The organism is Brevibacterium sp. HMSC08F02 (assembly GCF_001807555.1).
GTDB lineage: Bacteria > Actinomycetota > Actinomycetes > Actinomycetales > Brevibacteriaceae > Brevibacterium > Brevibacterium ravenspurgense.
In genome coordinates this window covers 36,659-63,607 of sequence record NZ_KV789343.1, presented here as the reverse complement: position 1 = coordinate 63,607, position 26,949 = coordinate 36,659, and the positions used below count along the sequence as shown (strand labels likewise).

The following is a 26,949-nucleotide window of genomic DNA, read 5'->3' as shown; positions in this document are numbered from 1 at the left end:
GTGAAAACAGGTGGCGGGAGGCTGTGGACAGAGGCCAAGTTGTGCACAGGCTGGCGAACCTGAGTGCGAGCCTCCCTAGACTGACGGCATGGGCAGACAACGACGATCCGCTGAGCGCGAAGTAGACATCGACACGGGCACAGCTGTGCTTGAGGCCGTTGCCGGCGAACCCGACTCATACGTCCTGTGGGTCAACGGGGTCCCGTCGTCGTGCGTCACCCTGTCCGATCCCCTGCGGCTGGATTTCGAGTACCTCGATTGGATGTCGAGGATCGTCCGGGTGCGCCACGATGACGCCGATGGGCGCGGAACACCCCTGAGAGCAGTTCATATCGGGGCCGGAGGCTGCAGTCTGCCCCGCTGGATTGACGCGCACTGTCCCGGTTCTAAGCAGACAGCCATCGACATCGATGCCGCCCTGCTGGACAAAGTCCGGGAGTGGTTCGACCTGCCGAAGAAGCCCCGGCTGGCGCTGCGCGCGGGTGACGGCGCACGTGAAATCCACACCTTCCGGACCGGCAGCCTCGACGTGCTTGTCCGCGACGCCTTCGCCGGAAGCGAAACTCCGGCGCCCTTGGCAACACGCGAGTTCTTCGACCAGTGCGCGAACGTACTGGCCCCCAGCGGCACTTTCCTGCTCAATATCGCGGCAGCTCCACCTCATGAGCGGCTGAAAGGCGAACTGCGCTTACTGCAGCAGTCTTTTCCCTACGTCGCCCTGGCAATCGACCCGGGCAACATGCGTGGTCGCCGCTACGGCAACGCGGTCGGAATCGCCGCCCACACCCCACCCGAACCCGGCATCGTGGCCCGCGCCCTGCGCGGTGGGCCCGCAGTTGCCCGCGTCCTCGAGGGCACACAGCTGACAGCTTTCACCGGCCGTTGAATCCCGGCCCACCCAGTGCGTGCGCGCGGGCGCGGCCACGGCATAATTGAATGCCGATCGGAGGGAGAACGGTGCCGGAAAACAGCGAAATCCAGCGGGAACAGACATACGTTTCCCGCGTCTATGAGCGCTTGGACAGCCTGCGCGAAGAAACGCACAGCAAACTCAGCGCCGTTCGGGCATCCAAAGTCGGCGGCAACCACCAAAACCGCTCAGAGCGCGATGCCTTCGCCACCATGTACGAAGACCAGCTGCTGCGCCTGCGCGAAGCTGAAACCGGCCTGTGCTTCGGCAGGCTCGACATGGCTGATGACAAGACCACCTACATCGGGCGCATCGGCATTTCAGATTCCGACCAGACTCAGCTGCTCATGGACTGGCGAGCACCCGCGTCCGAACCGTTCTACCGGGCCACCGCAGCCAACCCCACCGGCGTCATCCGCAGAAGGCACATCGCCACACGAGGGCGCACCGTCATCGGCCTGGAAGACGACGTCCTGGACCTCGATGCGCTGACCGCCGCCGAACGCGACGACCTGCACGGCGAAGGCGCGCTCATGGCAGCACTCGAAAGCCACCGCACGGGACGCATGGGCGATATCGTCGCGACAATTCAGGCAGAGCAGGACGAAATCATCCGCCGCCCCGCCGACCAAACGGTTGTCGTCCAGGGTGGACCCGGCACCGGGAAGACCGCGGTGGCCCTGCACCGCGCCGCATACCTCCTGTACAGGCAGCGCACCAAAATCGCCGGTTCGGGTGTGCTCATCGTCGGCCCCACGCCGGTTTTCCTCAAGTACATCGAACAGGTGCTGCCCAGCCTCGGCGAAACCGGCGCTGTTCTTCTGACCCCCGGCCAGTTGCTGCCCGGCTACGAGGCCAGTCTGCACGACGGGCCGAAAACCGCCGCCGTCAAGGGCAGCCTGCGGATGGTCGACGTCATCAAGCGCGCTGTGCGCGGCTACCAGCGGGTGCCCGACAGCGACCAAGAGCTCGCCGTCGGTGCGCAGCGGGTCACTCTCAAACGCAAGGCCGTGCGCAAGGCGATCAAGAACGCGCAGCGCTCGGGCAAGCCCCACAACGCGGCGCGCGAAGGCTTTGTCCAGCAGATCCTCGACGAACTCGTCGAACAGCTGCTGCAGAACTCACCCCTGGCCGGCATGGATGATCCGCGCGGCCACCACATGGCCGACCTGCGCATGTCGACGGATGTGCGCCGAGCCATCAACCTGTGCTGGTTGCCTGTCAGCGCTGGTCGTGTGCTGAGTGACCTGTACACGAAGCCGGCGAAACTCGTTGCCGCCTGCGATGGCCTGCTGTCCTACGAGGAAATGGCTCGCCTGCGCCGCGGCAAGGACGAGCCGATCACGGTTGAGGACATTCCGCTGCTCGACGAACTCGAGGAGCTGCTGGGCACGGCTGAGGCGCGCCCGCGAGCGAACGCAGAAACGGAGTACGCGCAGGCTGTCAACGACATGATGGGCACGTCAGATTTCGTGTCTGCTGAGGTGCTCGCACAGCGCTTTTCCGATGGCGGCGATCATCGTCCGCTGGCGGAGCGCGCCGCGGAGGATCGCGAGTGGACCTACGGGCATCTGGTTGTCGACGAAGCTCAGGAGCTCAGCCCCATGCAGCTGCGCCTGCTGTTCAGGCGGGTGCCGAGCAAGTCCGCCACGATTGTCGGCGACCTCGCTCAAGCCAGTCTGACGGATGCCGCGCGCACGTGGGAGAGTGTGCTCTCCCCGCACGTGGGTTCCCGCCTGTCGCTGACCGAGCTGACGGTCTCCTACCGAACCCCCGCTTCGATCCTGGAACCGGCGAACGCTCTGCTGCGCACGCACTTCCCCAACCTCGAAGTGCCCACACCGGTTCGCGATGGCGACACGGCTCCCGCGGTGTCCCGGCTTTCCTCTGACGAGGTGCCGCCGGCTGCCACTGCCTGGGCGGCCGGACAGCTGCGAGAGTTGGGAGGCGGTCGGGCCGCGGTCATCGGCACCTTGGCACAGCTGCGGGAAGCTGCACAGGCGTTGGAGGAGGCTGGCGTTGAGTACGGCATCGGCACGTCCGGCATCGACTTCCCCATTGCCCTGCTGCAGCCCCATCAGGCAAAAGGCCTGGAATTCGATGCTGTCGCCCTCGTCGAGCCGGCTGACTTCGCACCCGCCGGGGATTCGGCTGCCGTGGGCGATCTCTATGTTGCGCTCACCCGCGCAACAGCGCGTCTTGGCGTGTTTGAGAGCAGGGATTCGCTCGTCACCGCCTGGCTGTAAGAACAGTCCGCGGAAACCACCGCAGGCAGCGTGGCCTCGCTGTGTCAGTGCCTCGTGTAAGAGTGTCGGCACGAGCAGCAGAAAAGAGGCCATCATGTCATTTCCATCACCCCTGGAACTCTGCCGCGAACTGGGCACTCCCCACGGCAGCGAATCAACCGATGAAATTGAATTCTGTCCGCAGCATTTCGCCCAGTGGTGGCCGGAGGACTGCCCGCTGCCGGAAGTTCTGCACTCCGACGGCTGGAACAGCAGAGCGCGCATTTCGCGCGGTCAGCTGTTTGCGCTGGGCCGCGGCGTGAGCACCGCTGAGGATGCCGTGGAGTTCTTCGCCGCAGCGGCCGCCTACGGCAGCGGCACACAGGCCCGCAGCGTCTATCGAGCGTGCCGCGCACCGGCAGTCGATGGCTTCGGTCAGGTTCTTGCCGATCTCGTCGACCGCGGGCGCGGGCTTACCGCCGCGGAAACATTTTCCCTGTGGAACGGCGCCGTACCGTTCATCGGACCGTCCACTTTCACCAAGCTCGCCTATTTCTCACAGCCGGAATGGTCTTTGGAAACAGCCGACAAGCCCATGATTCTCGACGGCCGCATACTGCGCGCCCTCGGTTCTTCGGGTGCCACGATTTCGTCACGGCTGTATCAGGACTATCTTGACGTTCTGGCTATGACAGCAGCCCTTGCCGATTGGCCAGAATCTGCGGTTGAAAGGCGATGGACGCACATGGGGCTAAAGCTGTTGGGGTCTCCGGCATCCGGCACTGACCGCGCACCGGCAGCTCTGCTGTAATCGCTGGTCAGGGCGCTGCCTGAGTGTTGAAGGGAAATAAAAACAGGCGGCACCGGCTTCCCCTCCGATGCCGCCTGTTGCGACCACACTTAAGTGTGTGCCCTCATTTTATACACATGCACTGTGCGGGGCGCAAGTCACTGTCAGAATTCTTTCTCTGCAGCCCGTCCGTCGCGTTCGGCGCGCAGTGATTCAATGGCTTCTTCGAAGTCTTCGAGGCTTTCAAAGCCCTGGTACACACTGGCAAAGCGCAGGTAGGCCACCTGGTCGAGCTCGCGCAACGGGCCCAGAATTGTCAACCCCACTTCGTCCGCATCGATTTCAGCAACACCACGAGCACGGATTGCCTCTTCGACCGTCTGGGCGAGCTTGGCGAGGTCGTCTTCTTCGACCGGACGGCCCTGGCAGGCTTTGCGCACACCGGAAATCACCTTGGAACGGGAAAACTCCTCGGTCACACCCGAACGTTTGATGACAGACAGGCTGGTGGCCTCCATTGTGGTGAAACGGCGGCCGCACGCGGTGCACTGCCGGCGCCTGCGGATCGAGGCGCCGTCTTCGGCAGTCCGCGAATCCACAACGCGCGAATCAGCATTGCGACAGAAAGGACAGTGCATCAGCCCTCCATCCGAATCTGCACGGCTGCACCATGCGCGGGCAGGTCTTCCACTCGGCTGAACGCGCTGATGTGACCGGCAACGGCCTCCAGCGCCTCCTTCGAGTAGCTGATCACCTGACTGCCCTTCATAAACGACATGGTGCCCAGCGCGGAGGCAAAAGCTGCCGAACCGACAGTGGGAAGAACGTGGTTAGAGCCGGAGCAATAGTCCCCCAGAGCCACGGGAGAATAATCGCCGATGAAAACCGAACCTCCGTTGACGATTCCACGCGCGGCTTCCTCTGCGCCGTCGCCGTGAACTTCAACGTGTTCGCCCGCATAGGCGTTTGCCACGGCAATCGCGTCGTCCTTAGAGGACACCAGGATCGTGCCGGACTGTTCGCCCCGCAGAGCCTGTTCGACACGCTCACGGTGTGGGGTTTTCGCCGTCTGTTCGGCAAGAGCCGCATCGACGGCATCAGCGAAGTCTTCGCTGTCTGTCACCAGAACCGAAGCGGCAAGGGGGTCGTGCTCCGCTTGGCTCAGAAGGTCAGCCGCAACAAAGTCGGGGCGTGAACCGCTCAAAGCTACAACGATGATCTCGGTGGGACCGGCAACAGCGTCAATGCCCACAACATCGCGCACTTCGGCCTTTGCCGCAGCGACAAAGGCGTTGCCCGGACCGGTGATGAGATCCACTGGCTCAAGATCTTCCCCACCAGAGAATCCGTACGCGAAAGCACCGATCGCCTGGGCTCCGCCCATCGCCCACACTTCGGTCACTCCGAGCAGGTGGGCGGCCGCCATGACCGTGCGGTTGGGCAGACCGTCAGGGCCCGGAGGCGAAGCAATCGACATCGACTTCACGCCGGCCGTCAAAGCCGGCACAGCGTTCATCAGCACAGTAGACGGGTACGCGGCCAGTCCGCCGGGAACATACAGGCCCACCCGCTCGACCGGCTGCCATCTGCTGGTGACGGTGCCGCCATGGGCGAAAGTCTGGGTGTCATCCGCCGGCAGCTGTCCAGCGGACACACGCTCCAGCCGAGCACGGGCTTCACGCAGAGCTGCTTCGACATCCGCGGGAAGATCCTCATAGGCCTTTTTCAGTTCGGCCTCGGGAACACGCACGCGCTCCAACCGCACACCGTCAAAGCGGTGGGTGAGGTCAACAACTGCTTCGCGCCCGCGTTCACGCACGTCGGCAAGCACCTCGGCTGCCGCACCCGCGGCGTGGGAAAAGCCCGCGTGGGCTCGCGGCACCGCGGTGCGAAGGGTGCGGCGGTCCATGTCCGTGTTGCGCAGATCGATGCGGCGAAGAAGTTCAGTCACACCGTTAGTCTACGGATCCCAGCGGAGCAGATTGTGCTGCACCCGCCTCGTGAGTCCAGCCAGAGAACAGCCAGCGGCTGTCAGCCCTGCAGACAGCGCGGGCCCAAAAGGGCCTTGAGGTCACCGAAGAGGCTCGGGCCGCTGGTCACACTGCAGGAACTGTCCAAACGCATAAGGGTGGTGCGTCCAGGTTCCTTGATAGCCAGGCGCACCTCTGTGGCCCCGCGGTTGGACCGCAGGATGTCACCGAGCTGGGTGACCAACTGTTCGCTCAGCAGCGAGTGCGGAACGGTGAGCACGAGGGGGCGGTCCTCGGGGTCAGTGACATCCGGAATCGTCATCGACTGGGCCATGAGCGACGTCGGCCGGTCATCCGACTGGCGGACCCGGCCGGTGATCGTCACCACCAGGTCGATGGCCAACAGCGAGGCAACGGGTTCGTAGACGTCGCCGAAGAACATGATCTCCAGGCTCGCTTCCAAGTCCTCGACCGTGACGATGGCATAGGGCTTGCCGGAGTTCTTCGACACTTTGCGCTGCACCTGCGTGATGATGCCGCACACCGTCACATTCGAACCGTCGCGCACGTGGCTTTCAGGATCCAGCAGCTGCACAATCGACGTATCGGCTTCGCTCGCCAACACACCCTCGAGTCCGTTGAGCGGGTGATCCGACACGTACAAGCCGATCATTTCGCGCTCAAAGGCGAGCTTTTCCTTCTTGTCCCATTCGGGCCTGTCCGGCACGGGGACCGAGAATTCAGCTCCCTCGCCTTCACCCAAACCGGCAAACAGGTCGAACTGGCCGACAGCCTCCTGCCGTTTGACGCCGATGACCGAGTCCACAGCTTCCTCGTGGATCTCGACCAGAGCGCGCCTGGTTTCACCGAGAGAGTCAAAAGCGCCCGATTTGATGAGCGATTCCACCGTGCGCTTATTGCACACGTGGGAGGGCACTTTGTCCAGGAAATCCGAGAACGAGGTGAAGTCGTCCTTTTCAGCGCGGGCGTTGACGATTCCATCAACCACGTTGTCGCCCACATTGCGCACGGCACCCATGCCGAAGCGAATGTCGTCGCCGACCGGTGTGAAGTTCAGCTGCGATTCGTTGACGTCCGGCGGCAGCACCGTAATGTGCATCTTCCGGCACTCGTTGAGGTAGAGGGCAAGCTTGTCCTTGTTGTCAGCAACCGAGGTCAGCAGCGCCGCCATGTACTCGGCCGGATAGTGCGCCTTGAGGTAGGCGGTCCAGTAGGACACCACACCGTAGGCGGCGGAGTGCGCCTTGTTGAACGCGTAGTCCGAGAACGGCAGCAAGATGTCCCACAGCGCCTGCGCAGCTTCTTTCGAGTAGCCGCGTTCCTTCATGCCGCCGAAGAAGCCCTCCTGCTGGGCATCCAGTTCGGCCTTTTTCTTCTTGCCCATAGCGCGGCGCAGAATATCTGCCTGACCGAGCGAATATCCGGCGACCTTCTGCGCGATCGCCATGACCTGCTCCTGGTAGATGATCAGGCCGTAGGTCGTGTCGAGGATCTCTGCCAGGGGTTCGGCAAGTTCCGGGTGGATTGGGGTGATCGGCTGGAGACCGTTTTTGCGCTTGGCGTAGTTGGTGTGTGAATCCGCGCCCATGGGGCCTGGGCGGTACAGGGCCAGGGTTGCCGAAATGTCTTCGAAGTTGTCCGGCTTCATCAGCCGCAGCAGACCTTGCAGTCCCCCGCCGTCCAGCTGGAACACACCGAGGGTGTCCCCGCGGGCCAGAAGTTCGTAGGTCGCCCGGTCATCCAGTTCGAGGGTTTCCAGATCGAGGTCGAAGTCGCGGTTGACCTTGATGTTCTCAATCGCGTCCGAAATGATCGTCAGGTTCCGCAGCCCCAAGAAGTCCATCTTGATCAGTCCGAGGCCCTCGGCTGTCGGATAGTCGAACTGCGTGATGACCTGGCCGTCCTGAATACGGCGCATGATCGGGATGACGTCGATGATCGGCGCTGAGGACATGATGACGCCGGCGGCGTGCACACCCCACTGCCGTTTCAGGCCCTCCAGGCCAAGTGCTGTGTCGAAGACTTCGCGTGCTTCCGGATCGTTTTCGATGAACGTACGGAAGTCCCCGGCTTCCCCATAGCGAGGCGCCTTGGGGTTTTCGATATCGGCCAGGGGAATGTCCTTGGCCATGACCGCCGGCGGAAGCTCCTTTGTCAGCCGCTCCCCCAGCGAGAACGGTTTGCCGAGCACGCGCGCGGAGTCCTTCAGCGCCTGCTTGGTTTTGATGGTGCCGAAGGTGACGATCATCGAAACGTATTCGGAGCCGTATTTGCGGGTTACGTATTCGATGACCTCGCCGCGTCGACGGTCGTCGAAGTCGACGTCGAAGTCGGGCATCGACACGCGGTCGGGGTTGAGGAACCGTTCGAAGATCAGTCCGTGTTCAAGCGGATTGAGGTCGGTGATGCGCAGGGCGTAGGCGACCATGGAGCCCGCACCGGAGCCTCGGCCGGGGCCTACGCGAATGCCGTTGTCCTTCGCCCAGTTGATGAAGTCGGCAACCACGAGGAAGTAGCCGGGGAATCCCATATTCGAGATGATTCCGAGCTCATAGTCCGCCTGCTTGCGCACATCGTCGGGAATGCCGTCGGGGAACCTGTAGTGCAGACCCTTGTCGACTTCCTTGTACAGCCAGGACTCTTCGTCTTCGCCATCGGGTGTGGGGAACTTCGGCATGAAGTTCGCATTCGTGTCAAAAGACACATCACACATTTCGGCAATGCGCAGGGTGTTGTCGCAGGCCTCCGGCATTTCTTTGAACAGGGCCCGCATTTCGGCCGCGGATTTCAGGTAGTAGCCGGTGCCGGAGAACGCAAAGCGCGAACCGCCCTGATCGTAGGTCGGTTCGATGAGCTTCGAACCGGATTGGATGGCCAGGAGCGCTTCGTGGGCTTTTGCGTCAGATTCGTGGGTGTAGTGGAGGTCGTTGGTTGCCACGAGCGGCAGGTCGAGGCGTTTGGCGATCTCGAGGAGGTCTTTGGACACGCGCTTTTCAATGCTGAGCCCGTGGTCCATGATTTCGCAGAAGAAGTTCTCTTTGCCGAAGATGTCTTGGAACTCCGCTGCGGCGGCAAGTGCCTCATCGAACTGACCGAGGCGCAGGCGCGTCTGCACTTCTCCGGAAGGGCATCCGGTTGTTGCGATGATGCCCTCGGAGTACTGCGACAGCAGTTCCCGGTCCAAACGGGGCCATTTGCCGAAAACCGAGTCAAGAGAAGCCATGGAGGCGGCTTTGAACAGGTTCGACATTCCTCGGTTGTCGCGTGCCCACATGGTCATGTGGGTGTACGCACCGCCGCCGGATACGTCGTCGCCGCGCTGGGCTTCGTCAGTCCGCCATTTGACGCGGGTCTTGTCGTGCCGGGAGGTTCCCGGTGTCACATAGGCTTCCAGGCCGATGATCGGCTTGATTTCATTGGCGACAGCCTGCGAGTAGAAGTCGAACGCACCGAAAAGGTAGCCGTGATCGGTGATCGCAATCGAATCCATACCGCTGGCTTTGACAGCCTGCATGAGATCACTGAGGCGTGCCGCCCCGTCGAGCATCGAGTATTCGGTGTGAACGTGCAGGTGCGAAAAGCTGTCAGCCACGGATTCTGCTCTCCTTACTCGCCGGCGGCAGCGCGCAGGTGGTCGAGCGCGTTCTGCAGATCAGCCGGGTACTGGGATTCGAATTCTACGTACTCCCCCGATTCGGGATGTACGAACCCCAGTCGCACGGCGTGCAGCCATTGCCGCTCAAGCCCCAGTCGTTGGGCCAAGACCGGGTCGGCTCCGTAGGGAAGGTCACCGCAGCACGGGTGTTTCGTAGCGGACATGTGCACGCGAATCTGGTGGGTGCGCCCGGTTTCCAAATCGATTTCGAGCAGACTGGCTGACCTAAAAGCTTCCAGCAGCGTGTAGTGGGTGATGGCGTGTTTGCCTTCTGACCGGACCGCGTACAGGCCGTCACGGCGCGGATGGCGTCCAATGGAGGCTTCAATTGTTCCGACCACGGGATCTGGCAGCCCCTGAACGAGCGCGTGGTAGGTCTTGTCGACTTCCCTCTGTTTGAAGGCCCGTTTGAGGACAGAGTAGGCGTGTTCGCCTTTTGCGACGACCATGACTCCCGAGGTGCCAACGTCAAGGCGGTGCACGATGCCCTGGCGTTCCGCGGCTCCGCTCGTGGCGATCTTGTGCCCGGCTGCCGCAAGACCGCCGATGACCGTCGGCCCTGACCAACCGGCTGCGGCATGAGCCGCGACGCCGATCGGTTTGTCTACGACGATGATGGCGGGGTCTTCGTAGAGGATCTTCATGCCGGGCACGGGGTCAGCCACGATGCTCAGCGGTTTTTCCGGTTCTGGCATGATGACATCGACGCGAGCTCCGCCGGTCACACGCGAAGACTTCTGGGCGAGAGTGCCGTCAATGTGCACTCCGCCCTCAGCCGCAATCTGGGCGGCTTTGGACCGTGACAGGCCCAAAAGCCTCGACAGTGCGGCGTCGATGCGTTCACCGTCAAGACCTTCGGGAATGAGAAAAGAGCGCTCAGTCATGGTTCTCCTGCGGTTGAGCCTGCGCTTCGTCCAGCGGGGTGCCCTTGAGTGCAGCCAGCATGAGAATGGCCGCCGCCCCGGTGATCGCGATGTCGGCAACATTGCACACGAAGAAATGCAGGTCAATGAAGTCGACAACCGCGCCGTGGAAGAAACCCGGTGGCCGAAACAGGCGGTCGAACAGGTTGCCCAGCAGGCCTCCCTGCAGAAGCCCGAGTCCAACCGCCCACAGCGGTGAGCGCAAACGGCGGGCCGCAATCACGATTGCAAAGAACACGGCAACGGCAATCGCGCTGAAAATCCACGTGCTCGATGCGCCCATGCCGAAGGCCGCACCGGGATTGCGCAGGAACGCGAATCCCACAAGGTCCCCGATGACTGCAATGCGCGGCTGGCCTTCAAGTACCATGACTGCGATCGCCTTGGTCGCTTGGTCAAGTGCGAAGGCCAAGGCTGCTATGCCGGCCAACAGCAGACGTGCTGAGCGTCGAGTCACGGTTCTCCTGGGAAGCTGCGTTCAGGGATCGGATACAAGCAGAGGCGGCCATCAGAAGATGGCCGCCTCTGTCATGTGAGAGATCAGAGTGAGTTCGAGTTTCCGCCCACCTTGCTGCCGGAAAGGGTTTCCGGTGCGAGGGTGCCCGAGCTTTCGAGGTCGCGGAGCTGGTCCGACAGGTAGCTCTTGAGGCGGGTGCGGTACTGGCGTTCGAAGTTCTGCAGACCGTCGATTTCGCGTTCGAGCGAAGCCTTCTGGTTCTCCAGCTGGCTCAGCGTTTCGTCGCGCTTCTTTTCGGCGGCCGACAGGATGTCAGCGGACTTCTTTTCGGCTTCGCCGATCAGCTTGTCGCGGGTGCGCTCACCTTCGGCAACGTGTTCGTCGTGGACGCGCTGGGCCAGAGCGATCAGGCCGTGAGCGTCCTGGTCGCCGCCCTGTGCGGCGGGAGCAGCAGCAGACGCACCGACGGCGGCGCCGGCAACACCGGCGGAAACGGCCGGGGCGGCAGGAGCCTTGGGAGCTTCCTTGGCTTCAGGAGCTTCCTTAGCGGCTGCTTCTTCCTTAGGCTTGTCAGCCTTCTCAGCCTTGTCGGCTTCGACCGGAGCAGAGGTTTCGGTCTTGGCGGGAGCCTGCGGAGCAGTTGCAGGAGCAGCCTCAGCCTTCTTTTCAGCCTTGGGAGCTTCAGCCGGAGCAGAGGCGGGAGCCTTCTTCGACTGCAGTTCTTCAACCTTGGCTTCGGCAGCCGAGAGCTTCTGGCGAAGATCGTCGTTTTCGGTGTAAAGACGGCGCAGTTCAACTACGACCTCGTCAAGGAAGTCGTCGACTTCGTCCTGGTCGTAACCTTCACGGAACTTAACGTGCTGGAACCGCTTGTTAACTACGTCTTCAGGCGTAAGCGCCATGAGCCCACCTTTTATCGAGATTACAGTTGCTACATCGATGAACGATATTAAACAACACTTTAGACCACAGCGAGGCGTTTTGTCTTTTCGAATGCCTGCTCAGGCCGGCTGAATTGTGATTTTTTGCAGAACTTCGCTATGTGAAAGCCACTGCTACAGCATTGTGTAGCCGAAGCGAATGAGCATCCCGGCGAGAACCTGCACCGCGATGAAGACGATGATGAAACCCAGGTCAAGGGCAATGCCTCCCAAGCGCAGCGGGGGAATCACCTTGCGAACCGCTTTCACCGGCGGATCCGTCAGTGTGTAGATGATTTCAGCGACTGCCAGCATGAAGCCCTGCGGCCGCCAGTCACGGCTGAAAACCTGAATCAGATCAAAAATCACGCGCGCGATGAGCACGTAGACGTACAGGTTGAGCAACATGCCCACGATGATGAATGGATAACCCACTCTGTGCCCTTTCCAATGAAGAAGGCGGCGGGTGTTGCCCCGCCGCCCCCTAGAGTACCCGGAGTACCCGGTCGGTTCTCTCAGCTCTGGTTGAAGAAGCTCGCCTGCGAATCTTCTTCACCGTCAGCTTCTGCGGTCACTTCGATGTTCTCGGGTGTCAGGAGGAACACCGAGTTCGTGACCTTTTCGATGGAACCGCGCAGGCCGAAGATCAGGCCGGCAGAGAAGTCCACGAGCCGCTTGGAGTTCGCTTCGTCCATAGCGGACAGGTTCATGATGACCGGCACGCCTTCACGGAAGGTGGTGCCGATGATCTTGGCGTCGTTGTACGAACGGGGGTGAATCGTCTGAATGCGAGACATAGTTGAGGGTGCCGCCGTTTCTACCGGGCGCACGGATGCGCGGATGGGAGTGACCTGCGCGGGTTCGGGAGCAGGTTCATTCGGGACGATCGAGGTTGGCTCGGACGCCGGTTCAGCCTGCTCGGGCTGTTCAGCGCGCACTTCTTCGTGCGCGTAGGCGTCGTCGTACTCTTCTTCGCCGAAGCCGAAGTAGTTGCCGATCTTCTTCAGAGTAGACACGGGACCTCCTGGTGCCGTCCGGGGGAAACTCTTTCCACGAAACTATCGCAGAGCGAGTACAAATAGATCGATCATCTAAGGCGTGTCGCGGCGTGATTCAAACCATGCGACAACAGCCATCCGGCCGGTGGTCTGTTCGCGCCGGTAGGAGTACAGCTCAGAAGCTTCATATGTGCAGGTGCGCGAAAACTCCGCGATCTCAACACCCGACTGCACCAGCTGATGAGCAACTCCGCCCGCTACGTCGATCGCGGCTGTTCCCGCAGCGGAAACTGCTCCGGCAACCGGGCAGACTTCCATAGCCTCGGCGCGCATCCGATCAGGAACCTCATAACAGCGAGGGCAGATGGACGGGCCGATGTAGGCGAAGATGCTTCGGGCACCCGCCTCGCGCATTTCTTCGACAGCGCGCACCGCAACGCCGTCCAGCATGCCGCGGCGTCCCGCGTGCACAACTCCGATGTGTCCAGTGTCCGGTGCAGCGAGTGCCACGGGAACGCAGTCAGCGGTCAGTACGGCCAACCCGATTCCCGCCAAAGACGTGATCTGCGCATCGGCCTGCGGCCCTTCAGCGACGTCGCCTTCCGTCTGCACGTGGTGGACGTCAGTTCCGTGCACCTGGCTGACGAAGCTGATCTTGTCGGCCGAAAGCGACAGTGCCGCAGCCAACGCGGAACGGTTGGCGTCGACGAGGGTGTCGTCGTCGCCAACCGAACGGCCCAGATTGAGCGAACTGAAGCGGCCAGAGCTGTAGCCGCCCCAGCGGTCGGTGAAAGCCACGTGGGCTTTCCCCGCTGAACCGCTGAGAACGTGCCTGGCCTGCAGCACTGCGTTACTTCAGGAAAGAGGGAATGTCGAGCGAATCGCCGCCGAAGTCATCGCGCTCATCCGGCAGTTCCTGCGGGATGTCGTTCTTCGGTTCAGCTTCAGTGACCTCCGGAGCAGGGCTCTCTTCGCGAGCTGCCTGCGCCGTGGCGGCGGTCTGTGCGGAAGGCACAGCCGGCGCGGCCTGCTGGCCTTCGCGGTCGCCCTTAGGGGTCGGGTCGAAGCCAGCGGCGATGACGGTCACGCGGACTTCGTCACCCAGGGCCGAGTCGATGACATTGCCAAAGATGATGTTTGCTTCGGGGTGAGCGGCTTCCTGCACGAGGCGGGCAGCTTCGTTGACCTCGAACAGGCCGAGGTCTTCGCCACCCTGGACGAGCATGAGCACGCCGTGCGCACCGTCGATGCTGGCCTCCAGAAGCGGCGAGGAGATGGCAGCTTCCGAAGCCTGGATCGCGCGGTCTTCGCCGACTGCCGAGCCAATGCCCATGAGCGCCGTGCCGGCGTCCTGCATAACCGACTTGACGTCAGCGAAGTCGAGGTTGATGTAGCCGGGAGTGGAAATGAGGTCCGTGATGCCTTGCACACCGGAGCGCAGGACTTCGTCTGCGGCGTTGAACGCTTCGACGATTGTGACGTTCTTGTCGGAAATCGACAGGAGGCGGTCGTTCGGGATGACGATGAGCGTGTCGACTTCTTCACGCAGTGCGGCAATGCCGGCCTCGGCCTGTTCCGAACGGCGGCGCCCCTCGAATGTGAAGGGACGTGTGACAACGCCGATCGTCAGAGCCCCCAGGCTGCGTGCGATGCGCGCAACAACGGGAGCCGCACCGGTGCCCGTGCCACCGCCTTCGCCGGCGGTGACGAAGACCATGTCGGCGCCTTCGAGCGCTTCCTTGATGGCGTCTTCGGAGTCTTCTGCGGCGCGCTTGCCGATCTCAGGATCAGCGCCTGCGCCGAGGCCGCGGGTAAGTTCGCGGCCGATTTCGATTTTGGTGTCTGCTTCGGACAGAACAAGGGCCTGGGCATCGGTGTTGATTGCGATGAACTCAACTCCGCGCAGACCGGCGTCGATCATGCGCTGGACAGCGTTGACACCACCACCGCCGGTGCCGGCAACTTTGATCTCAGCTCCGGAATTGGGGTATTCAGCCAAGTCGATTCCTCTTTCAGCGGTCGATGCCGATAATGGTCTTCGTCAGAACGGTATTAAAGCCGCTATGCGTGTGCAACCACCCGCGCGGTGTGTCTTAGACGGTCAGTCTTGGGAGTCTGCTTCCCGCGGCAGACGAGCCCACGCCGGCGCGTCCTCTTTTGTCGCGGGGACTGCTGTGCTCTGCACGTCAATGACCGGTGGTTCGTCTTCCATGATTGTGCGCGCCGTCGTGAGTTTCGCTTTGATATCCGTCGGCTCGCCGAGTATGACTGCGACCGTATAGTCCTCTTTGGGCCGCATGATCACAGCCGTCCGCGTGGAGCTCTTCACGGCGACGGCCTCGGTCTGCTTGAGGTTCTCCCCCAGGCTGCTGACAACCGTGGACGCGATTTCGATCCCCTCCCGGTCAGCAGTTCCGACGAACATGGGAACGTCTTGCGGTTTGTCATCGGGGTTGCCCAACACGACTGCTTCGCGGTCGTAGATCTCCCAGGCTTCTCCGCGCTTAACCGTGAACGCCGGCTGTCTGTCGTGCACTTTCACCCGGAGTGAACGAGGTCCGGCAGGACTGATGTCAAAGCTGCGCGCCAGCGGAAACTCTTCCGCAAGCTCATCTTTCAGCCGCTGGGATCGCAGCTGCGGCAGCGGTGTCCCTTCGTGCTTTTGAAGCATGAAGGCAGCCACTTCATCGCCGTCGACGAGCTGCGCGCCCTCAGCTTTGACGTCCGTGAGCGCAAGCAGCGGGGAAAACCATACGACCGCTCCCAGAGCGAGCACAGCAACAGCAGCGACGACCCCGTACAGGATCCGCCGCACCCGCAGAGAACGGTGTTCTCTGCGTCGCTCGTCGAGGCTCGCGGTGTTCATCGCCTGCTCAGCGAATCCAGGATTTCCGGTCCGACGATCGTCACGTCCCCCGCCCCCGCGGTGATGACCACGTCACCGGGCCGGCAGCGCCCCGCAACCAGGTCTGCCACCTCGGCAAAGGACGGAACAAAAGTGACCTTGTCAGCCGACAGCGGCACCTCGGCGGCGACAATAGCCCCGGTCACGCCCGGGATCGGGTCTTCGCGAGCCGGATAGACATCCATGACGATGACGTCGTCAGCCAGACCCAGCGCCTCGCCGAACTCGCGGCGGAAGTTCTGAGTGCGGCTGTACAGGTGCGGCTGGAACACAACGCGGACGCTGCGCTCTGGGTCAACTACCTGCTTGGCCGCGGTCAGCAGGTTGTGCAACTCCGTGGGATGGTGGGCGTAGTCGTCAAAAACCCGCACGCCCCTCTGCGTTCCTTTGAGCTCAAAGCGCCGTTTGGTGCCGCCGAAGCGGCCTAAGCCTTCGGCTGCAGCGTCAACGTCGAGGCCGAGTTCAGCCACGATCGTCAGTGCGGCAGCCGCGTTGCGCAGGTTGTACAGCCCCGGCAGGCTCAATTCGTACGGGCCGGATCGACCGTCTGCGGTCTCCAGTGCGAAGCTCTGAGACTGGTGTGTGTGGTGGGCGTCGACGATCCGCACGTCAGCGTCTTCCGAGGTGCCGTAGGTGATGACGCTGACTCCTCGGCTGCGTGCCAAGTCGGCCACTTCCCGGCTGCCGGCATCGTCGGCACACGCAATGAGCACTCCCCCGTTCTCTTCGACCCGGTGAGCGAACTGTGCAAAAGCCTCGCGGACCTTCTCCCAGCTGCCGTAGTGGTCGAGGTGGTCAGCCTCAACATTGGTCACGACGGCAATTTCGGGACTGTACAGAAGGAACGAACCGTCTGACTCATCGGCTTCCGCAACAAAGACGTCGCCGGTTCCGCTGTGCGCGTTCGTGCCCGCCGCCGTCAGCACTCCCCCGATGACGAATGACGGGTCGGCCCCGCAGGCCTGCAGCGCCACCGTCGCCATCGACGTGGTGGTTGTTTTCCCGTGGGTTCCGGCAATCGCGACCGTGCGGTACCCATCCATGAGCGAAGCAAGCGCCTCGGAACGGTGAATGACGGGGATTCCCTTGCTGCGGGCGGCGGCAAGCTCGGGGTTGCTTTCACGGATTGCGGACGACACGACGATAGTTCCCGCACCGTCGACGGCTTCTGCACTGTGCCCGATGTTGATCTGGGCTCCCTGTGCGCGCAGAGCCGTGACGACGGAGGAGTCTTTGGCATCAGAGCCAGTGACGGAACATCCGCGCATCAGCATGACGCGCGCGATGCCGGACATCCCTGCTCCGCCGATGCCGATGAAGTGGATGGGCTCGCTGAGGGCGGGTTTCATTCAGCTCTCCTTTGTGCCGCGCTCACGGCGCGTTTGGCGGGCGGGTGGGTACTCGCGCCCGGGGTGCGCAATGCCTGCGGCGGCGAAGATCTTCTTCGTCATCGCCCGGTCGGCGTTGACGGGGAACTCCAGTCCGCGGGCCGCTGCACTCATCTTTTCCAGCTGTTCGGGGTTTCGCAGCAGCGGCAGGACAGTGCTGCGCACGCTTTCGGCAGTGAAGTCGGCATTGTCGATCAGAATTGACGCGCCGGCAGCCACAGAGTCAGCGGCGTTGCGCTTCTGCTCTCCGTTGCCGATTGCCAGCGGCACATAAACGGCCGGCACTTCTGCGACCGTCACTTCGGCTACTGTTCCCGCACCCGAACGACACACGATGAGGTCCGCGGCAGCATAGGCGTTTTCCATACCGTCAACGTATTCGACGACGTGGTAGTCAGGGCTGTCCTTCGCTGCTTCGCGCAGTTCATCGGCTTTGCCAGCACCCGTGATGTGCAGAACCTGGATTCCGGTGAACTCTGCCGCGGTCTGGACGAAAGCCTCGTTGATCTTCTGCGCGCCAGAGGACCCTCCCGTGACAACGAGGGTCGTCATATCCGGGTTGATGCCGAGCCGTTCGGCCGCCTGCGCACGCTGCCGCCTGTCGCTGCGGTCAACCTGGGCGATTTCAATGCGCATGGGCATGCCCACCTGCTCGCCGGCCATGGGGGTCGAAGCGAAGGTGAAGCCGATGTTCGATGCCTCGGCGTACCGGGCACCGAGCTTGTTGGCCATGCCGGGAACCGCGTTCGCTTCGTGCAGAATAATCGGGATGCCCAGTGATTTGGCAGCCAGGTACGCCGGCGGGCACACGTAACCGCCCACGCCGACGACAACATCTGTCTTCTGCTTCTTCAGCAGACGGCGCACCTGGCGGATGCTGGAGGTGAACTGGAACGGAAAGGTGAGAATCTTAGGGCTCAGTCCTCGTGGGAAGGGCACCTTCGGGATTGTCTGCAGGCGGTAGCCCGCCTGCGGAACCAGTCGCTTCTCCAGTCCTTCGTCTGTCCCCAGCATGAGGATGTCAGAGTCAGGGTCCTGGAACCGCAGGTCTTCGGCAATCGACAGCATCGGAGCTACGTGCCCCGTTGTGCCGCCGCCGGCAAAGAGAACGTTGACCAAATTCAGCTCCTCCTCTTAAGGAACGACAGCGAGCCCCAGAACCGGGACCGCCGCTCACGCAGAGCATCGGCGACCCCCTCCTCTGAACGGGCAAAGGACAGCAGAAGACCAGCGGCGATGAGTGCCGCGAGCATCGACGACCCACCGTAGGACACAAAGGGAAGCGGCACGCCGATCACCGGGGCGATGCCCGCAACAACCGCGATGTTGACCGCGGCCTGGCCGATCAGCCAAGCGAAGACAGCCGCGGATGCCGTCTGCACAAAAACACTTGTGGACTGCACCATGAGCCGGTAGATCCCAAAGCCAAGGACGGCAAACAGCGCAATCACTGCGGCTGCGCCCAGCAGGCCGAGCTCTTCGCCGATGATTGCGAAGATGAAGTCGTTGTGGGCTTCTGGCAGCCACGACCATTTTTCGCGGCTGGCACCAAGACCGACACCCAGCCAGCCTCCGGAGGCCAGTGCGTACAGACCGTGGTCTGACTGCCAGTGCGCACCCAGCGGATCCCCGGAATCACCGCCACGGCCAGAAAGCATGGCCATCACGCGGGTCATGCGGTTCTCGCTAGTCAAGACGAAGAAGGCGACGATCCCGGCCGCGGCTGTGGCCAAACCGAAAATCCAGCGTTTGGGAAGACCGCCGATCACCAGTGCCGTGCCCAAGATCAGGAACAGGACCATGACCGTTCCCAGGTCCTGCCCCGCAATGACCAGGCCCACCGTACAGCCGGCGAAAAGCAGAAAGCCCACCATGTTCTTAAAGGTGAACGGCCTGCGAACCATCAATGCCATGTAGCGGGCAGTGAAGAGCGCCAGGGCAATCTTGACGAACTCCGCCGGCTGGATCTGCACAGGTCCCACCCGGATCCAGTTGCGGTTGCCGTTGATCTCAACTCCCAGCGGCGTGAGCGGCAGAACCTGCAGGATCATTGCTGCGATCAGAACGGGATAGGCCAGTCTGAAGCTCGCTTTCACGGGCGTGAACGACACGGCGACCATGAGGGTCAGGCCGAATGCCGCGTAGATCGCCTGGCGCAGGAAAACCGAAAAAGCCGAAGACACGCTGGCATCACCGGAGGTGACTGACGATGCCGAGAGCACCATGAGCAGGCCGAAGCCGGTCAGTGCTGTGACGGGAATGAGAATCAGGTAGAACGTTGTCGTCTTCTGCGCAAGCAGGCGCTGCCACCGGTCGGAAAGCTCGGTGATCTGTGTTCGGAAGCCCCTCCGCCGGGTGGGGGCGGATCCGGTCACGACAGAGCACCTCGCACAGCGTCGGCAAACAGATCGCCGCGCGTTGCGTAATTGAGGAACTGGTCCATGCTGGCCGACGCCGGCGCCAAGAGCACCGTGTCGCCGTCTTCGGCGTACTGGCCGGCGGCTGCCACCGCCCGCCGCATGACATCTGCTCCGCGAGTTCGGCTGTCCTCCACGATGTCGGGCCCTGATGGCGGCACGACCGTGTAATCGACGTCCGCGGCTTCAAGAGCAGAAATCAGCTCGGATGAATCAGTGCCGATGACGACGGCGGTGCGAATCCGGTCGGCAAATGTCTGGACCAGGTCGGTGAAGTCTGCCCCCTTGGCCAGTCCTCCGGCGATCCACACGATTGATTCGTGTGCGGCCAAAGCGGCGGCAGCGGCATGCGGGTTGGTGGCTTTTGAGTCGTCCACCCAGGTCACGCCGTCAGCTTCTGCCACGATCGCGCTGCGGTGATCGCCCACTTGATGATTGCGCAGCCCATCACGGACGGCCGCGGGTTCAACGCCGATGCTGCGAGCCAAGGCGGCGGCCGCCAAAGCATTGAGAACCTGATGGTCAGCTGGTTTTGCACCGGGTGTTCCGGAGGCCTGCGCGACGTCGTCCAGCGAACCGAGTTCCTGTGCAGATGTCTGGCGGCGCTGGGCAAAGGCCCGGTCGGCGAGGATCTCTCCGACAACGCCGAGCTCGCCAACACGGGGTGTGTCCAGACGGAAGCCCACCGCGCGAGCCCCTTCGATCACTTCGGCTTCCTCGACGAGTTCACGCGTTACGGGATCCTCGCAGCTGTAGACGCACGCCAGCTGGACATTGGAGTAGACTTTCGCCTTGTCGGCCACATAGCCGTCCCAGCCGCCGTGCCAGTCGAGGTGGTCATCGGCCAGGTTGAGAACGGCAGCCGAATGGGCGGCCATGGAGAACTGCCAGTGCAGCTGGAAGCTCGACAGTTCGATCGCCAGAACCTCAGCACCCGGATCGAGCACAGCTTCCAGCAGCGGGGCACCGATATTGCCGCAGGCCCGCGACTGCAGACCCTGTGCCCTCAGCATTGAATCAAGCATCGAGGTGGTGGTCGTCTTGCCGTTGGTTCCGGTGACGACAAGCCACGGGGCGCTGTTGGCTCCCCGCACCCGCCAGGCGAGCTCCACCTCGCCGATGACCGGAATGTCGTGTTCGGCAGCCTCAACCAACAGGGGCTGGTCGGGACGCCAGCCCGGCGAGGTGCACACGAGGTCGGGCAGACGACCCGAGCTGGTGCGCGGCAGCTTCTCGACATGTTCGGGTCCGCGGCGGATATCGACGTCGAAGACCCGCAGGATTGTTTCGTGTTCCGATTCGTCACGCTGGTCATCAGCGTCGACGACGATGACTTCGGCACCCCGCTCAGCCAGGTGCACCGCCATGGGGTAGCCGGAAACGCCCAACCCGGTCACGCACACGACGATGCCGGCAAGCGACGACTCCGGGCCGTGGATAGCCGCCGGGATCCGCTCTTTGTTCGGATAGTCGACAGGTTCGGCACCCGGTGGGCTGATGGCGGGAATGAGCATCAGCTGTTCACCGGCGGGATCACCGGAGGGCGTGAGCGCGTCATCAGCCAATGTGCGACACCCACTCCCCGTAGAACAGCGCGACGCCGATGACCGCGAACACCAGCGCAACAATCCAGAAGCGGATGACGATCGTCACTTCGGCCCAGCCTTTGAGCTCAAAGTGGTGCTGCAGCGGGGCCATGCGGAAAATGCGTTTGCCCGTCAGCTTGAACGAGCCCACCTGCAGAATCACCGACAGGGTGATGATGACGAACAGACCACCCAGAATGACAAGCAGGATTTCCGTGCGCGACAGGATCGCCAGACCGCCGAAAGCACCGCCGATCGCCAGCGAGCCGGTGTCGCCCATGAAGATCTTCGCGGGTGATGCGTTCCACCACAGGAAGCCCACGCAGGCGGCCGCGATGGCTGCGGCGACAATAGCGAGGTCGCGCGGGTCGCGAACCTCATAGCAGCCAGCGCGGGCTGAGGACATGAGGTCACAGTTCTGTGTGGACTGCCACGAGGTCATGAGGACATAGGCGGCAAACACAATCGCAGAGGCGCCCGCAGCCAAACCGTCGAGACCATCGGTGAGGTTGACCGCGTTCGAAACTGCGGTGACGATGAGGTTCGCCCAGATGATGAACAGAACCAGGCCCACCCCGAAGCCGGCGAACGCGAGGTCGAAGCGGGTGTCGCGGAAAATCGAGATCGCGGTGGTTGCGGGAGTCTGCCCGTAGGCATTCGGGAAGAACAGCGCGGCAACGGCAAAGGTCACTCCGACGAAGGCCTGCCCGATCATCTTGGGCACCGGGCGCAGACCAAGGGAGCGCTTCTTGGAGATTTTGATGAAGTCGTCCAAGAAGCCGACAACGCCCAGCCCCGTCATGAGCCACAGGACCAGCAGACCCGACACTGTCGGCGTGGAGCCGGTCAGCAGGTGCGCCAGGAAGTAGGCCACGAGGGTCGCCAGGATGATGACGACACCGCCCATTGTGGGAGTGCCCCGCTTGGTTGCGTGGGACGCAGGACCGTCGTCGCGAACGAACTGACCGTAGTTCTTCTTGACGAGGATCTTGATGTACTGCGGCGTGCCCAGCAGCGTCAGCAGCAGGGCAAAGCACGGGGCGAGGACGACTGCGATCATTGGGCTACAGAAACTCCTGCGAATTCGTCTCCCAGGTATCGCAGACCGGCGTCGCGGGAGGACTTGAACAGAACAATGTCACCGGGTTCGACTTCGGAAGCCAGAAGTTCTCGCGCTTCCGTGACCGTGGGCACCCAGGCCGCCTCGCTGCCCCAGGATCCTTCGAGGTTGGCAGCCTGGTAGATGGGCAGGGCGCCCTGTCCGACGGCGATGGTGCGGGTGATGTTGAGACGGACCACCAGGTGGCCGATCTCGTAGTGAGCCGCCGCGGATTCGTCACCGAGCTCGAGCATTTCGCCAAGCACCGCGAAGGTCCTGCGCGGCGGATGATCGGCATCACCGGCGCCCATGGCGGCAAGCGTCTTCAGGGCGGCGCGCATTGAATCGGGGTTGGCGTTGTAGGCATCGTTGAGCACGGTCACGCCGTCAGGCGAGTCGATGAGCTCCATGCGCCAGCGGCTGGCCGCACCGGACGTAGCCAGGATGGTGGCGATGTCTTTCGGCGCAACCCCGCACAGGTGTGCAATGGCCGAAGCGGCCAAAGCGTTGGTCACGTGGTGTTCGCCCAGCAGCGCAAGTTCGATGTGGAGTGGTTCGTCGTGGTCAGGCAGGTGCAGATCGAACGCCGTGCGACCGGATGGCTGGATGTCGACGTTGGACGCCCACACGCCTTCGTCAGGGTTCGAACCGAAGAACAGGGTGTCAACACCTTCGGCGAGAACTGACTGCATGGAGCGCACGCGCGGGTCATTGCCGTTGAGCACCGCGGTTCCGCCGGGCACGAGCGCTTCAATAAGCTCCGCTTTTGCCCGTGCCGTGTTCTCAATCGAGCCGAAGACCCCGGCGTGGGCCGAGCCGACTCCGAGCTCAACGCCGATGTCGGGACGCACGAGCGAGGTCAGGTAGGCGAGGTTGCCGATGTTGCGCGCACCCATTTCAAGCACGAGGAAGCGGGTGTCAGCGTCAGCGCGCAGCGCCGTGAGCGGCACACCGACTTCGTTGTTGTAGGAATTCGGCGGCCACACGGTCTCGCCGGCTGTTGACAGCAGTGCTGCCGCGAGGTCTTTGACGGTGGTCTTTCCGGCAGAACCGGTGATTGCGACGACTGTGAGTTCGCCTGAGCTGCGAAGGGCTTCGACGTTCGCTTTGGCCAGCTGACCGAGAGCGGCCGTTGCATCGTCGACAACACAGGACGGCAGGTGTTCGCCGTCGACGGATGGGACGGCCTCGGCGATGACGAGGGCCGCACCGGCCTGTACGGCCGCCGCGGCGAATTCGAGGCCGTCGTGGTTTTCGCCGGTGCGCGCAACGTAGATGTCGCCCGGCGCCACTTCGCGGGAGTCGGTGACGACACCGGCGCACAGAACCGTGTCCGGTGTGATTCCGTAGAGTTCGCCGCCGGTCGCGGCGGCGATTTCTTCAGCAGTGAATTCCTTCATATACCTTCAGACCTTACCGGGTGGCGGCGGAAGAACCGCGCTGTGAAACGGCGGTGCGTGTTATCTCACGATCGTCAAACGGCAGCTTGGTATCGCCGTAGTCCTGGCCGGGCTCGTGTCCCTTGCCCGCCACCAGCACGGTGCCGCTCTCACCCGCTGCCGCAACACCGGCCTCAATTGCCTCGCGCCTGCTGGCGTACTCGACGATCGCGTCAGCGGCTGCCCGGCTGGTGCCGTCAGCCACTGCTGCGCGGGCGCCGGCAATCACTTCAGCGCGGATCGTCACGGGGTCTTCGCTGCGCGGGTTGTCGTCGGTGATGATGACGACGTCGGCGTTTTCTGCCGCGGCCCGCCCCATGAGGGGGCGTTTGCTGTGGTCGCGTTCTCCACCGGCACCGCACACCACAACCAGCGGCTGGCCCGAAAGCCCCGCCAGCGCCTTTTCTATAGCGTCGGGTGTGTGGGAGTAGTCGACGATGGCGCGCGGAGCCTGTTCTGAGACGACTTCCATCCGGCCCGGCACATTGACGCTGAAGCCTTCGGCTGCCGTTGCGAGTTCGTCAGCGGACACACCGGATTCGAGCAGCATGGCCATTGCCAGCGCGGTGTTGCTGATGTTGAAATCGCCCGGCAGCGGGCTCTTCGCCCGAAGACTCACGGAAGACCCGCGGAGGGTGAAGGCAAGACCGTCGATGTCTTCGATCCTGTAGTCCGCATTGTCTTCGGGACGAGCGGAGACGGTGACGACGGGAATCTGTGAGTCATTCACCAACTGACGTGCCCAGTCGTCAGCCAGCACGATGACGCCGCGCGATGCGAACTGCGGCGTGAACAGGAGCGCTTTTGCCCGGTAGTACTCCTCCATGGTCCCGTGGAAGTCCAGGTGGTCCTGGGACAGGTTGGTGAAGCCGGCCACCGTGAAGTGTGCGCCGTCGACCCGGTGTTGGCTAAGCGCGTGGGAGGACACCTCCATGGAGCAGGCGTCAGCGCCCTGGTCGCGCATGTTTTTGAACAGACGGTGCAGGTCGGGGGCTTCCGGGGTGGTTCGCACACTGGGCTGTTCCTGGCCGGCGATGACGGTCGCGACAGTTCCGATCAGCCCTGTTGTTCTGCCGATGCTGCGCAGCAGAGCGTCGAGGATGAAGGTGCTCGTGGTTTTGCCGTTGGTTCCGGTGATGCCGAATAGGGCGGGCGTCTGCGGGCCTGTTCCGTAGATCGCGGCCGCGATGTCACCGAGAATCGCACGAGGTGCCGGGTGGGTCAGCACGGGGAGGTCACCAGCTGACGCCGGTAGGAGGTCGTGGCCGGCTGGGTCCGTGAGGATTGCCGCGGCACCGCGGTCGAGTGCCTGCTGGGCGAACTGGGCTCCGTGGGCGTTCGCGCCCGGCAGTGCTGCGTAGAGACCGCCGGGTTCGACGGTTCGGGAGTCCAGACTCACACTGTTCACGGTGGTGTTCCCGTCACCGTGAACAGCTGCGCCGCCGGGGAGTTCGCTCAGCTTCATCATTTCCATTCTTTCGGAATCAGTTTCGGTTCTTCGGTTGATGGGGCGACACCCATCTGCCGCAGCGCGTATCCGGTGACCTCGGAGAACACCGGTGCAGCGGATGTACCACCGTAGTACCCCTTGGTGGGTCGCTGCAGGGTCACACTCACAGCGACCTTGGGGTTTTCTGCCGGTGCGAATCCGGAGAAGTTCGCGGTGTAGCCGCTCTCCCGGTCTTTGCCGGCGGCGATCTGCGCGGTTCCGGTTTTGCCCGCGGTCCTGTAGCCCTTGACCCGGGCGGATGTTCCCGTGCCATCGGCAACGACGGCTTCGAGCATGGTTCCCACAGAATCCGCTGTCTCTTCGCTGACGACGCGAGTGCCCTCTTTCGGCGGGATTTCTGAGACCCTGCCGGAGTCGCTCACTGTGCCCTTGACGAGCTGCTGGGGTACGCGCACTCCTCCGTTGCCCAGGGTCGCAAACACGGAAGCGCTCTGCAGCGTGGTCGCGGACAGCCCCTGGCCGAACATGACGGTGTACTCGGTGCGGCCGTCCCACTTGTCATAGGGATGCACGATGCCCTTCGCCGCTCCGGGAAAGTCGATGCCGCTGGATTCACCCAGACCGAACTTCTTCAGATAGTCGTAGCGCTGCTGCAGGCTGAGCTTCTGCCCCGCCATGAGCGTTCCGGTATTGGATGACTTTTCGATGATCCCGGAGAACGTCAGCTTCTCGTCCTCGTGCGGACTGGAATCACGGAACTCTTCGCCGTTGGGCGCTTTCCATTTGTCCGGCACCGTGAATTTGCTTTCAGGTGTGACCAGGCCTTCTTCTATGAGCGCTGCGGCCGTGATGGCCTTTCCGCTTGAGCCGGGCTCTACGGGGTCGGTGAAAGCGCGTGTGCCCCGGTCGGGACCGCCCACGCCGCCGGGGTTGTTGGGATCGACTGTGGGTGCCTGCGCAACGGCAAGAAGCCGGCCGGTGCCGATCTCCTCAATGACGACTGTGCCCCATTCGGCGTTGTGCTTCTTCACCGCTTCGGCGATGGAGCGCTGAGCGAACATCTGAATCTGTGGATCAATGGTCAGCTCTAGGCCCGTGCCGTTGACCGGCGGCGTGGTGTCGTTCTCACCCAGCGGAATGATGTCGCCCTTCAGGCCCTTTTCGAACTGCCTGCTGCCGTCCTTGCCCTGCAGCTGCTTTTGGTGCTGCAGTTCGAGCCCGGCAAGCGGAACTCCGTCGGAGCCGACCCACCCGATGAGGTTGCCGGCGACAGCGCCGGAGGGGTAAGAGCGCACAGTGTACTTTTCGGCTGTGATACCGGGGATCTCGAGATCCTGGATTTCGCGCCACACTTCGCTGGTGATGCCGGTGGCTACGGGGTTCCACCTTTTATCGCCGCTGAGCTTCGGGAAGATCAGCCCGGCTTCCGTGCCCAGGACAGGAGCCATAGCCTTTGCTGCGCCCCAGGCGCCGAGCGGGTTGTCGTCCTCGTCCTTATACGCTGCGACGTTCACCTGGTCGACGACGATCTGGTACCGGTCCGCGTTGTCGGCAAGCACTGTCCCGTCGGCGCCGAGGATGACGCCGCGGTCCGCCGGCAGAGGTTGGGTGACCAGGCGGCCGGCCAGAGCCCGCGAGGCAATCTGAGAAGCGTCAAGCCCTTGGATCCACACGAGTCTGCCGAGAATGCCGACCAGCACGAACACTGACAAGAAGGCAATGAGCCGCGTGCGGATCGTGAAACCGCGCTGCCGCTTGGCCTTGCCAGGCCGAGAAGAACGCGGATTCATACTCTT

At 62.9% G+C, this 26,949-nt stretch carries 22 protein-coding genes; 3 read left to right on the top strand and 19 right to left on the bottom strand.

The window, feature by feature from the left end; all coding sequences use genetic code 11:
- Positions 1-88: 88 nt before the first annotated feature.
- The 3 genes from HMPREF3172_RS01340 (at position 89) to HMPREF3172_RS01330 (ending at position 3,946) form a co-directional block, all read left to right on the top strand.
- Positions 89-886, top strand: coding sequence for a spermidine synthase (locus HMPREF3172_RS01340; RefSeq protein WP_061941266.1), 798 nt, complete (start codon positions 89-91; stop codon positions 884-886).
- Between the two features lie 71 nt (positions 887-957).
- The gene (locus HMPREF3172_RS01335) at positions 958-3,156 is read left to right on the top strand and encodes a HelD family protein (protein ID WP_083281350.1); all 2,199 of its coding nucleotides are present in this window, start codon (positions 958-960) and stop codon (positions 3,154-3,156) included.
- A 94-nt stretch (positions 3,157-3,250) separates the two neighbouring features.
- Positions 3,251-3,946, top strand: coding sequence for an 8-oxoguanine DNA glycosylase OGG fold protein (locus tag HMPREF3172_RS01330; protein WP_070514846.1), 696 nt, complete (start codon positions 3,251-3,253; stop codon positions 3,944-3,946).
- Between the two features lie 143 nt (positions 3,947-4,089).
- Here HMPREF3172_RS01330 and nrdR read toward each other — a convergent pair whose 3' ends face one another.
- From nrdR to HMPREF3172_RS01235, 19 genes are all read right to left on the bottom strand, one after another.
- Positions 4,090-4,563 carry a transcriptional regulator NrdR gene (gene nrdR, locus HMPREF3172_RS01325; protein ID WP_070514844.1) on the bottom strand — a complete coding sequence of 158 codons (474 nt, stop codon included), beginning with the start codon at positions 4,561-4,563 and terminating at the stop codon, positions 4,090-4,092.
- Positions 4,563-5,876, bottom strand: a complete 1,314-nt coding sequence (gene hisD / locus HMPREF3172_RS01320) for a histidinol dehydrogenase (RefSeq protein ID WP_083281349.1) — start codon at positions 5,874-5,876, stop codon at positions 4,563-4,565. Before hisD ends, nrdR begins: the two co-directional genes overlap by 1 nt.
- Before the next feature lie 80 nt (positions 5,877-5,956).
- The gene (gene dnaE / locus HMPREF3172_RS01315) at positions 5,957-9,463 is read right to left on the bottom strand and encodes a DNA polymerase III subunit alpha (RefSeq protein WP_070514865.1); all 3,507 of its coding nucleotides are present in this window, start codon (positions 9,461-9,463) and stop codon (positions 5,957-5,959) included.
- A 59-nt stretch (positions 9,464-9,522) separates the two neighbouring features.
- On the bottom strand, positions 9,523-10,455 hold the full coding sequence (locus HMPREF3172_RS01310; protein WP_019175259.1) for an RluA family pseudouridine synthase: 933 nt from the start codon (positions 10,453-10,455) through the stop codon (positions 9,523-9,525).
- Positions 10,448-10,951, bottom strand: a complete 504-nt coding sequence (locus HMPREF3172_RS01305) for a signal peptidase II (RefSeq protein ID WP_070514842.1) — start codon at positions 10,949-10,951, stop codon at positions 10,448-10,450. The genes HMPREF3172_RS01310 and HMPREF3172_RS01305 overlap by 8 nt, the downstream gene beginning before the upstream one ends.
- Positions 10,952-11,034: 83 nt before the next feature.
- The gene (locus tag HMPREF3172_RS01300; RefSeq protein WP_070514840.1) at positions 11,035-11,853 is read right to left on the bottom strand and encodes a DivIVA domain-containing protein; all 819 of its coding nucleotides are present in this window, start codon (positions 11,851-11,853) and stop codon (positions 11,035-11,037) included.
- A gap of 153 nt (positions 11,854-12,006) precedes the next feature.
- The gene (locus HMPREF3172_RS01295; RefSeq protein WP_019175262.1) at positions 12,007-12,306 is read right to left on the bottom strand and encodes a YggT family protein; all 300 of its coding nucleotides are present in this window, start codon (positions 12,304-12,306) and stop codon (positions 12,007-12,009) included.
- An 80-nt stretch (positions 12,307-12,386) separates the two neighbouring features.
- Positions 12,387-12,887, bottom strand: a complete 501-nt coding sequence (locus HMPREF3172_RS01290) for a cell division protein SepF (RefSeq protein WP_019175263.1) — start codon at positions 12,885-12,887, stop codon at positions 12,387-12,389.
- Positions 12,888-12,962: 75 nt separating this feature from the next.
- Positions 12,963-13,667, bottom strand: a complete 705-nt coding sequence (gene pgeF, locus HMPREF3172_RS01285; RefSeq protein ID WP_338076229.1) for a peptidoglycan editing factor PgeF — start codon at positions 13,665-13,667, stop codon at positions 12,963-12,965.
- A 52-nt stretch (positions 13,668-13,719) separates the two neighbouring features.
- Complete coding sequence (gene ftsZ / locus HMPREF3172_RS01280; RefSeq protein WP_061941281.1) at positions 13,720-14,868, bottom strand: cell division protein FtsZ; 1,149 nt, start codon at positions 14,866-14,868, stop codon at positions 13,720-13,722.
- Between the two features lie 102 nt (positions 14,869-14,970).
- The gene (locus tag HMPREF3172_RS01275) at positions 14,971-15,735 is read right to left on the bottom strand and encodes a cell division protein FtsQ/DivIB (RefSeq protein ID WP_070514837.1); all 765 of its coding nucleotides are present in this window, start codon (positions 15,733-15,735) and stop codon (positions 14,971-14,973) included.
- Positions 15,732-17,123 carry a UDP-N-acetylmuramate--L-alanine ligase gene (gene murC, locus HMPREF3172_RS01270; RefSeq protein WP_070514835.1) on the bottom strand — a complete coding sequence of 464 codons (1,392 nt, stop codon included), beginning with the start codon at positions 17,121-17,123 and terminating at the stop codon, positions 15,732-15,734. The genes HMPREF3172_RS01275 and murC overlap by 4 nt, the downstream gene beginning before the upstream one ends.
- Complete coding sequence (gene murG / locus HMPREF3172_RS01265) at positions 17,124-18,281, bottom strand: undecaprenyldiphospho-muramoylpentapeptide beta-N-acetylglucosaminyltransferase (protein ID WP_070514833.1); 1,158 nt, start codon at positions 18,279-18,281, stop codon at positions 17,124-17,126.
- Between the two features lie 2 nt (positions 18,282-18,283).
- Positions 18,284-19,537 (bottom strand): FtsW/RodA/SpoVE family cell cycle protein, encoded by a 1,254-nt coding sequence (locus tag HMPREF3172_RS01260; RefSeq protein WP_070514832.1) that lies wholly within the window; start codon positions 19,535-19,537, stop codon positions 18,284-18,286.
- Positions 19,534-21,093, bottom strand: a complete 1,560-nt coding sequence (murD, locus tag HMPREF3172_RS01255) for a UDP-N-acetylmuramoyl-L-alanine--D-glutamate ligase (protein ID WP_070514863.1) — start codon at positions 21,091-21,093, stop codon at positions 19,534-19,536. The genes HMPREF3172_RS01260 and murD overlap by 4 nt, the downstream gene beginning before the upstream one ends.
- 43 nt (positions 21,094-21,136) lie before the next feature.
- Entirely contained in the window at positions 21,137-22,225 is a 1,089-nt protein-coding gene (mraY, locus tag HMPREF3172_RS01250) for a phospho-N-acetylmuramoyl-pentapeptide-transferase (RefSeq protein WP_019175271.1), read from the bottom strand.
- A complete protein-coding gene (gene murF, locus HMPREF3172_RS01245; RefSeq protein ID WP_019175272.1) occupies positions 22,222-23,664 on the bottom strand; it encodes a UDP-N-acetylmuramoyl-tripeptide--D-alanyl-D-alanine ligase in 1,443 nt (480 codons plus the stop codon). Before murF ends, mraY begins: the two co-directional genes overlap by 4 nt.
- A 13-nt stretch (positions 23,665-23,677) precedes the next feature.
- Complete coding sequence (locus tag HMPREF3172_RS01240) at positions 23,678-25,171, bottom strand: UDP-N-acetylmuramoyl-L-alanyl-D-glutamate--2,6-diaminopimelate ligase (RefSeq protein ID WP_070514829.1); 1,494 nt, start codon at positions 25,169-25,171, stop codon at positions 23,678-23,680.
- The gene (locus tag HMPREF3172_RS01235) at positions 25,168-26,943 is read right to left on the bottom strand and encodes a peptidoglycan D,D-transpeptidase FtsI family protein (RefSeq protein ID WP_070514827.1); all 1,776 of its coding nucleotides are present in this window, start codon (positions 26,941-26,943) and stop codon (positions 25,168-25,170) included. Before HMPREF3172_RS01235 ends, HMPREF3172_RS01240 begins: the two co-directional genes overlap by 4 nt.
- Positions 26,944-26,949: the final 6 nt, after the last annotated feature.

Bases quoted from the DNA above. Each gene is read 5' to 3' on its own strand.
- HMPREF3172_RS01275 (WP_070514837.1), bottom strand. From the start codon at position 15,735: ATGAACACCGCGAGCCTCGACGAGCGACGCAGAGAACACCGTTCTCTG.
- murC (WP_070514835.1), bottom strand. From the start codon at position 17,123: ATGAAACCCGCCCTCAGCGAGCCCATCCACTTCATCGGCATCGGCGGA.
- murD (WP_070514863.1), bottom strand. From the start codon at position 21,093: ATGCTCATTCCCGCCATCAGCCCACCGGGTGCCGAACCTGTCGACTAT.
- HMPREF3172_RS01340 (WP_061941266.1), top strand. From the start codon at position 89: ATGGGCAGACAACGACGATCCGCTGAGCGCGAAGTAGACATCGACACG.
- murF (WP_019175272.1), bottom strand. From the start codon at position 23,664: ATGAAGGAATTCACTGCTGAAGAAATCGCCGCCGCGACCGGCGGCGAA.
- HMPREF3172_RS01300 (WP_070514840.1), bottom strand. From the start codon at position 11,853: ATGGCGCTTACGCCTGAAGACGTAGTTAACAAGCGGTTCCAGCACGTT.
- dnaE (WP_070514865.1), bottom strand. From the start codon at position 9,463: ATGCTCGACGGGGCGGCACGCCTCAGTGATCTCATGCAGGCTGTCAAA.
- HMPREF3172_RS01240 (WP_070514829.1), bottom strand. From the start codon at position 25,171: ATGATGAAGCTGAGCGAACTCCCCGGCGGCGCAGCTGTTCACGGTGAC.
- HMPREF3172_RS01330 (WP_070514846.1), top strand. From the start codon at position 3,251: ATGTCATTTCCATCACCCCTGGAACTCTGCCGCGAACTGGGCACTCCC.
- mraY (WP_019175271.1), bottom strand. From the start codon at position 22,225: ATGATCGCAGTCGTCCTCGCCCCGTGCTTTGCCCTGCTGCTGACGCTG.
- nrdR (WP_070514844.1), bottom strand. From the start codon at position 4,563: ATGCACTGTCCTTTCTGTCGCAATGCTGATTCGCGCGTTGTGGATTCG.
- HMPREF3172_RS01235 (WP_070514827.1), bottom strand. From the start codon at position 26,943: ATGAATCCGCGTTCTTCTCGGCCTGGCAAGGCCAAGCGGCAGCGCGGT.
- HMPREF3172_RS01310 (WP_019175259.1), bottom strand. From the start codon at position 10,455: ATGACTGAGCGCTCTTTTCTCATTCCCGAAGGTCTTGACGGTGAACGC.